The following is a 7,018-nucleotide window of genomic DNA, read 5'->3' as shown; positions in this document are numbered from 1 at the left end:
GTGGGGGTGAAATGTTAGGTTGGTGGGGGTGAAATGTTAGGTTTTAATTTAGATATGCTTGACTTATAAAGTGGGGGTGATTAGTATTTAAAATACCACCACATAATAGAAGAATAGTGATTTTAGATGGTTGTATCATTGAAGAAAATTAAAAATTTTGAGGAACATGACAAATCTCTTTTTCCTCTTGCAGCACCTGCCAAACGTTATCCAAAAGACTATGCTGTCTTTCAAAATATTTTCTGGCAATTAAAGCATGAGAAATCACCAAAAGACGATATTTTAAAATTGCTATTCTTTTTTAGCCCTAAAGTTAGGCTAGCATCAGATCCAAATGAAACAACAGAATTCACTGTAACAGCTAAAGAATATGCTGAATTGACGGGCTTAAAACCAAGCAGTGCTTATGTAGCCTTAAACCGAGTAGTAGATGCTCTCTACGACCACAGTGTAGTTTTTTATCATCTTGAAAAAGATCGAGAAATTCGAACAAGACTCATTAGTACATGCTCATACAAAGATGGATGTTTTTATATTTCTTTCACGCATTTTGCCCTATACATTATGTATGTTTTTAATAAACAAAACTCGTATACAAAATTTAAAGTTAAGTCGGCTGTTGCCTTACATGGTCACGGCTTAAAACTTTACCCCTTCTTGATACAAAATGAATTCCGGTCTAACTTCGATGTATCCATTAAAGAATTAAAAAGTGCTTTAGGTCTTGCAGAAAATTCATACCCAGAATATAGAGATTTCAAAAGTACTATTCTTAAACCTCATATTGATGATATTAACTCTAAAACAGAACTTACTATTGAGTTTAAAGCAGTCAAAAAAGAGGGACGCAAAGCTAGTCATGTTAATTTTATAGTTAGAAAAAAGAAAACTATTGGAGCTAACCAACAAAGTGAAACTGGTAGTAACCAAGAGCAAAATAAAATAACCGCAAAAATGGTTTATTTAACGATAATTCAAAGTAAAGAATTGAGTTTGAGATTCAAAGAATCTGGTGAGACTACAGACGAATTAGTAGAAAGAATAAAAATTGATTTTAAGAATAATGAAGGTAATAGATGGATTGAAAAACTAGCAGAATTCAATATCGACTTTACCATTAAACAAAAAGTTTGAAAAATTGCTGCTATACCTAGAAAAGTACGATTTAATTCAAAATAAGATATATGTTCAGCTAAGATGTTCAGATGAACATCCTTAAATACGTACTGAGGGATTGCATTGAACAAAACAAAATTCAGTGTCATGGACGCAAGTAAAGCTTTTAAAAAGTCACGAACAACAATATATGAAGCTATAAAAAATGGTGAATTATCAAGGGATCATGATGGGCTTATAGATTTATCTGAACTTATCAGAGTCTATGGCAATCCTATCGGTGTTCAGTCCAGTACACGTACAGAACACGCCCAGAAGGATGTACAAGTACGTGTTCAATCCGAGATTGAAAATGTATTGAAAGATCAAATTTCTCTACTCAAAAATCAGTTAGATCTAGCTAACCAAAGAGAAAAGTCTTTGATGCAGCATATAGAAGATTTGACCCACAGAATTGAGTTTAAAGGTCAGCTAGAACAACCAAAAAAAGAGCTAGATGAACATAAAGTTACTACTCATTCTGAAATGACAGAAAATTCTCGACCAGAACCAAAAGATGACGGATTGACTACTCCAGAACAGACGGAAAATAAGCGCATTCCAGTGCCGGAGCAGGTTGAACCGGAGCAGCCGAAAAGAGGCTTCTGGAGCCGATTTTTTCTGCCGAATGGCTAAGAGGCTTGTTTAGGTGTACTAATCAAAGTTGTGAAACATTGATCAAAGAATAGGCGTGAAACGTGAAAAATCATAAAAAAAGCCCGGTCATGGAAACTCGGGCTATCAACTAGGAACTACAGCATTGAATTATAAGGATAATTATACAGCATTTCGTATAAGGTGTATTATGTTAATTGTAGAAAATCTTCAAAATATATAAATGCTTTAAATCTTGACTATATAATTTATATAAATTATATTATTTATATAAATTATGAAGGACGATATCGTGACACATGAAGAAATCTTTAAATGTATTGTTGATGCTGTAAATAATGCTCCTAGAAATAGACAGACAGCTGAATTACATATTCAGATGATCAAATACGCAGATGAGTTGAAAACAATTACCTCTAAAGAGTTTTGCGAAGAAGCAAAGCTTCCCATTGGATATGGTTCTGAATTTAGCAAAATGCGAAATATCACAGAACGTTTAAAAGCAGCTGGATTGGATGTATCCAGACTATAAGCCTTACCATTAATTTTATAGAAGAGCGTATTTTGAAAGTTTTATCTTTATTTTCTGGCTGCGGTGGTATGGACTTAGGATTAGAGGGTGGCTTCCTTGCTCACAAGTCATCAATTAATTTTGACGTATATGCCCCATACATAAACGAACATGATGAAAATTATGTATTTTTAAATAAAACAGGTTTCGAAACCGTTTTTTCTAACGACATTTTGCCATTTGCAAAAAATGCTTGGTGTAATTTCTTTAAAAATAGATACACAAATCCTGAAGAAATATTTCATTTAGAAAGTATTGTTGATGTTGTTAAAAATGTAGAAACACAGGCTTTTACTTTTCCAGAGAATATTGATGTCGTAACAGGTGGGTTCCCTTGCCAAGATTTTAGCTTAGCTGGCAAAAGGAAAGGTTTTGACTCACATAAAGACCACAATGGTGTCATTTATGATGAAGCAACAGATGCTAATCGAGGTCAGCTCTATCTATGGCTAAAAAAAGTTGTAGAAATGACTAAACCTAAAATTTTCATTGCTGAAAATGTAAAAGGACTCGTTACTTTAGGTGATGTAAAAGAAATTATTCAAAATGATTTCCGCAATATTGATGATGGATATGTCGTACTAGATGCACAAGTTTTAAATGCTAAAGAATATGGAGTCGCTCAAAATAGAGAACGTGTAATTTTTATTGGAATTTCAAAGCGTTATGCAAATCCAGAAGCCTTAAAAGATCTTTTAGAAAATAAAGAAAAATCTAGTGTTTACCCTTACCCTAAAAAAACTCATGGTAATGATGGAAATTTAAAACCATTTGCTACTCTTCAAGAAATTCTTAAACATTTACCTGAACCTGAAGATGCTATAGATGATAAGAGTCAGCAATCTTATTCCAAAGCAAAGCTATTTAAAAAGTCTCAAGGCAATACTGAGGTAAATATTTTTGCACAGGCTCCGACTATTCGAGCTGAACATCATGGAAATATAGAATTCCGACGTTTATCAGAAGAAAATGGCGGAAAAAATACCTCCGAATTCCATTTACCTCAGCGAAGACTAACAGTTCGAGAGTGTGCCTTAATTCAAAGCTTTCCTCCTAATTACGAATTTGTTTTTAATCATGGAAAAAACAATTCTGTTTCAGCATCATCAGCTTATAAAATTATTGGAAATGCTGTACCACCTCTCCTAGGATTTGCTTTAGGTACTCATTTAAAAAGTATTTGGGATCAATTATTTAATAAATAATTTTTTGCGATTTCAAAAGTTGTTTCTTTTTGATCAGATACAATTTTTTTAAAATCTTTTAAATGACCTATCTTTTTATACTATTTAACCAATAGCCAATAGTTGTTGGGGCATAGCCAAAAATTTTGGCTATGTCTCTCTGATAAAAGCCATACGTATGATAAAGATCATATGTAATTAACATTTTTATCCCTTTTTCTGAACTAAACTCTTTTTTACTAAACATGCTTTAAATTTTTATCAAAAAAAGCTTTCTTTTCTATTTCAGAAAGACTTTCATAGTATGAAATTAAATCTTTAACAAACATTCTCTGTGTATGATCAAACCATTTATTAGGCTTCTTATCAGATTTAATATATTCCATCCAATCTTTAACTAAAGAACTTTCCCAATCAGATATTACCAAAGCTTTTTCATCTAAATCTTTAGTATTGATAGTTAATCTAAAACCATTTGCATCATATTTTCTATATGTATCATTCCAGTCTTTAAGCTGAGAAAAACTAACTTGTGGTCGTGGACTTCTATCAGGAAATGGAAGTTTTCCTGTAACTGTATTTGCATAAAGACCACTAATAAGATCAATGCTATTAGCACTATGTTTAACAAATAAAGTCCATTCATAAGGATTTGCTTGTTGAGCACTCGATCCAGGAATCTTATCTTGTTTGGTAGATTTCAATTCTAATGAGATATATTGAACAGCTTGGTTAGCTCCTAATACTTCTATATACAGATCAGGATTTGTATAAACCGATGTTTTTGATTGTCTTATTACCTTTTTATGTTCTTCGGTTAATTCCTCTGGTAAAAAAACATTATTAATTGAAAATTGCATCATATCTGTTAAGTTAGATATTATAGAATTTCCATCAATATCCAATAAAAACATACCATTACTTTGAACGTTTATACGTGGATGACTAATCATATAATTTTTCACTGCAATTTTTAAATCCTTATCTGTATTTGCTTCATCTGAATGAAAAACAACAGCTTTCAAAAGATCTAAAATTACTTTATTTTTCTCTAACCCATATAAATACATAGTAAAAAAACTAAAAATTAATGCATCTTCTGTAGAGAAGTTTTTAAAATTCATGAGGATCGTCCTTAATTAAAATAGAAAGAACATTACTCCTAATCACATTTTTTTTTAAGCACTTACGATTCATTTGTTCAACATAAAGTCTCTTATAGATCATTTAACATAAAATCTCTTATGCGAAATTAGGGGATATATCTTCAAAATGGGCTTAGCAGATCGTTTTATTCAAGGTTCAGAATCTTAAATCGACATGATGAAGCGCATTCAATATGAGATCACAACACATAAACAAGCCGATGACTGGGAGAGAAAACTGGAAGAATTAAGCATAAGCAGAGGGCGTTAAGCCCTTTTTTTAATCGTCCAATAATAATGGATTCATATTCGGATAACGTGCAATAAAATCTTTAACCTCAATATCAGATATATTATGCTCAACAAACATTTTTTTATCTGATTCTTTGATTATTAAATTAATTCTTGAAGCATTAGCATTTCTCAATTCTTCATTTTTTTGTCTTAATTCTTTAGCCAATGTTCTATATTTTAATTTTTTCATTTCTGCATATTTTTTTTGTAATTCAAAATGAATACTAGCAATAATACAGGCATTATGGAATTGTTTAAAATTATCATATATTTTCTCAGAAAATCTTACATAGTTCAATGTTTCAGGAAAGTCTAAATTTTTGAAAATATTAGGATATTGTTCTTTAATGGTTCTTTTCCAATATGCCAAGTAATTACCGACTTGATGACGTACACCGTGATAATGACCACGTTGAAATAATCGCTGAAATGCCCCCTCTATTCTCTCAGGGTGTTGCACTATTTGTTTAAAATATTTTTTTAATTCACAAGTAATAGAATTTTTTGATTCTTCACTTAAATACCATGTGTGACGAATATCTATATCGCCTTTCATTTTTGCATAATGATTATAACGATTAATAAGAGATTGGTTTTCTTTATATAATCGCTTGAGTATGCCATTGTTCTTATTGTGATAGCGCGTGTGCATATTAATTCCGTATTTATTTTTTAGTTGGGAATGAATTTCACCAAGCGAAAGTTTTTCTAGCAAAGCCTTGTCACAAGGCGGTAGAACAATCTTTTTCTTAATAATTTCAAAGTCTAACAAGCCCAGTTCTTCGGGATTCCAATAGTCTTTCTTTTCCTCACCTTTGGAATTTACATGCACAGCATACTGGCCAAGCGTATAGCCGCGAAATGTAATTAACTCGCTTGGATTTTGGGTGTAGATCGGGTGCATTTTTTGTTTTTTGACAAGCTCACGGTTAAGTCGTGCGATTTCCTCAAGATTATTGACTTTCTTTCGTGGGTTCGGACTGTAACCAGTTGTGAAAAGCCAAAAATCAATCCAACGTCCGACTTTTTCTTTATCGGCAGGGTCGTAATTCAGAACCAACGTCCAAGTTGGTTCACCTCGCCTGCGGATCGTCTTCCGCTGCTGTTCTGTTAAATCGAGTGAATATGCAGCAATAAGTTTTGGAATAATTCTGTTTGCCTCCTCGATTTTAAATTTACTTGTCATCCAGTAACGGGCATTGCTGACTGAAACGCAGTTGATTATGGCTTGTAAACAGTCTGTTGTTTTTATTGAGTAAAAGATCATTTCTTAGAAAAAAAATAAGGTAATTGGCACGAGTATAAAACACGTACCAGAGTTTAAAAGGCTTACAGCCTGCTTTTTCTTAACCACGAGCCAATTTCTTGACGAAATCGGCTCGTGCATAAATAAGAGTTCCGTAAATTGAGCGTCAGCAACATGCTGCTGTTTATTTCATGTGTGGGTTTTAAATATGAATGTCTGCTCCAAAGGCTCTATTTTGCGCTTTAAGAGTGTTTAATGATTTAACGAGGGGATTTATTGTTTTTAGAGTTAAACGAGCTAATATCCCCTATTTTTTGCTTCTAAACATAAATATATAAGCGAGTGTCTACGAGCGACACAATAAAAAGTTGCGCCTAGACTCCCTGAAAAACTCCTTTTGGGTGCTGTGAAGTCTAAAAAGCTTTAAATCAGATGCAAAAATAGACTCCTAGATCGAGCGAAGCGAATTCATTTTTGCTTTTACTTTTTTTAAAGTCACGAAATTCTGAGCCAAAAATTGCCCCTACGAACTGAGCGAAAGCGAAGTTCAATAGAGTTTGAGCGTAGCGAAAACCGAGGGCAATTTTCATTTATTAATTTTAAAAGCTTTATTAAAAGCTTTTAATAGCTTTTAAAAAGCTTTTAAAAAGCTTTACGGCTAGTCTTAATGTATTGCTATATCAGTGTTTCAGACACTTAAGTGGGGGTGAAATGTTAGGTTATTGGCTTTAAGTGGGGGTGAAATGTTAGGTTATTGGCTTTAAGTGGGGGTGAAATGTTAGGTTGGTGGGGGTGAAATGTTAGGTTG

Annotated in this window: 6 protein-coding genes; 4 read left to right on the top strand and 2 right to left on the bottom strand. The window is 32.7% G+C overall.

Translation table 11 applies throughout. The features are described 5' to 3' along the window. Window positions 1–126 precede the first annotated feature (126 nt). The 4 genes from AC4CU0_RS15990 (at window position 127) to AC4CU0_RS15975 (ending at window position 3,546) form a co-directional block, all read left to right on the top strand. Window positions 127–1,134, top strand: a complete 1,008-nt coding sequence (locus tag AC4CU0_RS15990) for a replication initiation protein (protein ID WP_180024876.1) — start codon at window positions 127–129, stop codon at window positions 1,132–1,134. A 129-nt stretch (window positions 1,135–1,263) separates the two neighbouring features. Next, on the top strand, window positions 1,264–1,791 hold the full coding sequence (locus AC4CU0_RS15985; protein WP_180024906.1) for a plasmid replication DNA-binding protein: 528 nt from the start codon (window positions 1,264–1,266) through the stop codon (window positions 1,789–1,791). Window positions 1,792–2,062: 271 nt separating this feature from the next. Continuing rightward, a complete protein-coding gene (locus tag AC4CU0_RS15980) occupies window positions 2,063–2,302 on the top strand; it encodes an HTH-like domain-containing protein (protein ID WP_490747102.1) in 240 nt (79 codons plus the stop codon). Between the two features lie 32 nt (window positions 2,303–2,334). After that, on the top strand, window positions 2,335–3,546 hold the full coding sequence (locus AC4CU0_RS15975; protein ID WP_490747101.1) for a DNA cytosine methyltransferase: 1,212 nt from the start codon (window positions 2,335–2,337) through the stop codon (window positions 3,544–3,546). A gap of 218 nt (window positions 3,547–3,764) precedes the next feature. Here the strand turns inward: AC4CU0_RS15975 and AC4CU0_RS15970 are convergent, their stop codons facing one another. Then, a complete protein-coding gene (locus tag AC4CU0_RS15970) occupies window positions 3,765–4,649 on the bottom strand; it encodes a hypothetical protein (RefSeq protein ID WP_490747100.1) in 885 nt (294 codons plus the stop codon). Between the two features lie 301 nt (window positions 4,650–4,950). After that, the gene (locus AC4CU0_RS15965; RefSeq protein WP_180024875.1) at window positions 4,951–6,150 is read right to left on the bottom strand and encodes a hypothetical protein; all 1,200 of its coding nucleotides are present in this window, start codon (window positions 6,148–6,150) and stop codon (window positions 4,951–4,953) included. Between the last annotated feature and the right edge of the window lie 868 nt (window positions 6,151–7,018).

It is taken from the genome of Acinetobacter sp. LipI_15, assembly GCF_058242865.1.
This window is presented reverse-complemented; position numbering and strand designations above follow the sequence as displayed.